The organism is Microvirga sp. GN3, assembly GCF_055792825.1.
In genome coordinates, this window is record NZ_JBVVAK010000234.1 from 5,521 (window position 1) to 9,459 (window position 3,939).

Annotated in this window: 2 protein-coding genes and 1 pseudogene; 2 read left to right on the top strand and 1 reads right to left on the bottom strand. The window is 63.4% G+C overall.

Annotation, left to right across the window (positions count from 1 at the left end):
* The coding region (locus tag ACS5Q1_RS44500; RefSeq protein ID WP_473104216.1) for a hypothetical protein at positions 1–187 on the top strand (187 nt) is incomplete at its 5' end.
* A gap of 864 nt (positions 188–1,051) precedes the next feature.
* Positions 1,052–2,083, top strand: coding sequence for an IS110 family RNA-guided transposase (locus tag ACS5Q1_RS44505; protein ID WP_473104217.1), 1,032 nt, complete (start codon positions 1,052–1,054; stop codon positions 2,081–2,083).
* Between the two features lie 441 nt (positions 2,084–2,524).
* On the opposite strand, the pseudogene ACS5Q1_RS44510 reads toward ACS5Q1_RS44505, so the two are convergent.
* Positions 2,525–3,691 (bottom strand): annotated as a pseudogene (locus tag ACS5Q1_RS44510) (IS701 family transposase); the annotation flags it as partial.
* Positions 3,692–3,939 lie beyond the last annotated feature (248 nt).

Sequence of the window (3,939 nt, forward strand, 5' to 3'; positions counted from 1 at the left end):
GAGACGGCATGTAAACTGCGAAGTGCTCGAACTCAAAGCACTAGACCGGAAGCCAGACTGGCAAGCTGATGTCGTCGCACTAACGGCGTGCTTGCCGGCGGAGCAGAAACTCAAGCTCGTGAAGCGTCAAATGTACGGCAGAGGCCATCTCGACCTCCTTCAAGCCAGATTGGTTGAGACGGAATGACAGCTTACGACGACCGATGCACCAAAACTGCGTCAGAGCCAAAGTTCAACACCGACCCGGGTCAATCTTCAGAGCTGATTGACAACTTATGGGACGCCGCGCCGACTATTCAGTAAAACCGGCTCTGGCGGCCGCCCCGAAAGGGCCGCGAATACTGGCTACAACTCGCGGTGTCGCAGAGGCTGAGCTACCCTCAGAGAGCGGCCACAATGAAGCGTAGTTGGCTTGACCTCACCATAATCGCACTCCTCACTGGCGGACAGCCTATAACGGCTGACGGACAGGCTGGTGACCCGCCGCCCGGGCGATATATCTGTACATATCTTTCGAAGATGGGAAGCCTCCACCCGGGAGGCGAGTTCACACTCCTGTCAGGTGGAAAATACAAGCAGGCGCCGCAGGAGGGCGAGTATAGGTATGATCCCAACACGAGGGAAATCACGTGGCTCAGCGGCCCCTTCGGACCCTCAGGATTATACCTGGGACCAGCTGAGGGCAAGTACTTGCAGCTCAGCAACCCCAGGGTCCAATTACGACTCCGTTTGAAGGAATTCCCGCGAGCGCCTAGACAGCTGACTTGCACACTGCAGCGATAGAAGCACTTCGCGACTTCAAGCAACTTCCACTATCAGCGGCTATTCCGGCTTGGCCTCCCCATCTGGCCCCGGACACGGTCCGAGCAGCCACATCACTAGGCGGAGAAACCATAGCCAGCCTTGGAGAACCTAGCAGCAGGACGATTGCTCTAGATGCCGTAATGGGCCTGCCGCTCACGAGCTAGCGGAGCGGGGTGGCTGTCCCTCAGAGTGATGGTGTTGGAACGGGGTCCGAGCGGATCGGCCCCAAGCATCATGAGGGACAGCCATGGACTACTATGCCGGAATTGATGTCTCGTTGGAACTGAGCAGCGTCTGCATCCTCGATGCCTCGGGACAGATTGTCCGCGAGGCGAAGGTCGCCAGCGAGCCTGAGGCGCTTTCTGCCTTCCTCGCCAGCCTGAACCTGCCGCTCACCCGCGTCGGCCTGGAGGCCGGGCCACTCTCGCAGTGGCTGCATGCCGGCCTTGTGCAAGCCGGGTTCGAAGTCGTGCTGCTGGAGACCCGGCATGTGAAGGCGGCGCTCTCGGCCATGATCGTCAAGACCGATCGGCGCGATGCGCGCGGCATCGCCCAGCTGCTGCGCATGGGCTGGTTCCGCCCCGTCCACTGCAAGTCGCCGCCGGCCCAGGAGGTCCGGGCGCTGCTCATGGCCCGCAAGCAGCTGCAGGCCAAGATGCGAGATATCGAACTCAGCCTGCGTGGGCTGTTGCGCGGCTTCGGCCTGAAGGTCGGCGAGATCAGCAAGGGCCAGTTCGCCACACGGGTGCGCACCCTCACGGCTGGTCATGAGATGCTGGAGAAGATCGCCGAGGCCATGCTGCGCGCCCGAGACGCGCTGCAAACGGAGTTCGCCCGGTTGCATCGGGCCATGCTGGCGATTGCTCGGAAGAACGAGGTCTGCCGGCGGCTGATGAGCGTGCCAGGCGTCGGTGCGCTGATTGCGGTCACCTTCACGTCCGCAGTCGATCATCCTGAGCGCTTCTCGCGCTCGCGAGCCGTGGGGGCGCATTTTGGCCTCACACCGAAGAAGTACCAGTCGGGCGAGACGGATATCACGGGAGCGGTGAGCCGGGTGGGCGATCCGATGGTGCGCACCGCGCTGTATGAAGGAGCCCACATCCTGCTGACCCGAGCGGTGCGCTTCTCGGCGCTGAAGCGCTGGGCGCTGGAGGTAGCCAAGCGGCGCGGCATGCGGCGGGCCAAGGTGGCGCTGGCCCGCAAGCTCGCGGTCATTCTGCATCGCATCTGGATCGACGGCAGCACCTTCCGCTGGGGCCGGGAGGAAGCTGCCGCATAGGAGGAACAAGCGTTCGGAACGGGGCGGCTCTCGTCCTGTTCCCCTGAGGTCCCGTCGCCGGGACGATGGAGGCGGTCAAGCCGTAAGTAGTGCCGTGAGCACCTCATCGAGGTGGAACACGCGTCTTAGATGGGCTGACCGCATCCTCTCTGATGGCATGGTGGGGCGGCCTCGCGCCGACCCCGAACAGAAGCAAGACTTCGGCGACAGGACAGTCACTCAGGGGATTGACACCCAACGGCCCATTACAGAAGCACTACAGTTGCACCTTGCGTTTGCGATGTGAGGCTTGCGCCATCGCCTGATGCGCGCGTCGCCACGCGGACCAGGCGATCACGAAGGCAGGCTCGATCCGACGCTGCTGGAGGCGGGTGGCCACACGGCGGATTTCCTGGACAGACCATCGCACCAGCGCTGGAGCCGGGCTTCGTCGTTTCTTTTTTGGGGTGACGTGAGAGTGTTGGCGCGCTCGCGCACCACCGCCATCATGGCAAAGGCCAGCATCACCAGCGAGACATGCCGGTGCCAGCCATGCCACGAGCGGGTTTCGTTGTGCGTCAGCCCCAGCTCCGTTTTGGCGGTCTCGAACGCATCTTCGATCGCCCAGCGCTGGCCCTCGACCCGCACCAACTCTTCGATCGACGTGCCGGCCGGGCACCAGGTCGAGAAGAACGCCAGATCCCCATCAGCGATGCTGCGTCGGATCAGCAGGCCGCGCGTCCACAGGCCGGTGAGGTCTTCGTTGTACTCATCCGCCTCGAGATCCGCCAACTCTAGATAAGCCCATTCGTACAGGCGCGCTCCCTTGGTGCCGTCGCCCGCCGACAGACGTTTCCAGGCCTCGGGAGCAAGAGCCTTTGCGATCTGCTCGGCCGTGCCGGCCACCTCAGGTTTGTCGCCCCAGGAGTTGAACTGATCGGTCGCATGAGCGCCGAGCGCATAGCCCTTGCCGGCCCGGCGCAACAGCATCTCGATGGAGCCCACGCCGTAGATGGAGTCCGTCGCCGCCCAGTCGAACGGCACGTCAGCCGCGATCGCGCGCTCGATCATCTCGGCGGCGATCTCGGGTTTGGTGACAAAGCGAATGGCATCCGGCACCTGAGCCGCCGTGCGGCGCTCGGGCGTGTTGGTCCAGTCCTCGGGCAGATAGAGCTGGCGATCGATGAAGGCGCAGCCCTTATCCGACACGTAGGTGGCAAACACGCCGATCTGGCAACTGGTGATCTTGCCCGCCGATCCGGTGTATTGTCGGCCTACCCCGCACGAGCGCTGGCCTTGCTTGAGAAAGCCGGTCTCGTCGATCACCAGCACCGCACCGGGTGAGGCGAGCGTCTCGAGCGCATAGTCGCGCACCATATCCCGCAGCGCATCGGCGTCCCAGTGGCTGCGGCCGAGCACCGCCTGCTGGCGCCAAGGGCCCGGATCGCCGGCGGCTTCCGCGCGCATCCAGCCGGTCTTGCGCCGCTCAGGCCCCAGCAGCCCATCGAGGAAGGCGGCTGCCGAGGCGGCGATGCTGGGATGGGCAAATAGCGATTTGAGGTGAGCTTTGACCTGACGCAACTCCACGCACCAGAGTTCGAGCATCTGCTCGACGGCCACACCGGTCATGGCAGCCTCCTGTGTCAGATCAGGAGGTAATTAGCGCAAAACCGACGGGTGCAACTCACATGGGGAGTGATCCGTCAACAGGGTGGGGAACGCGACACTGATGAGACCTCCAGTTGATGTTGCGCATCCAAGGTCTGAGCCCGTTGCATGATCTGGCCCGTGTCCAGCGCCAGCTCCAACTCACATCCGGTCGCTGCTCATACGCAGCGGCACCACAATCCCGCTTGCAGCGGACGAGGGCTCAGGCG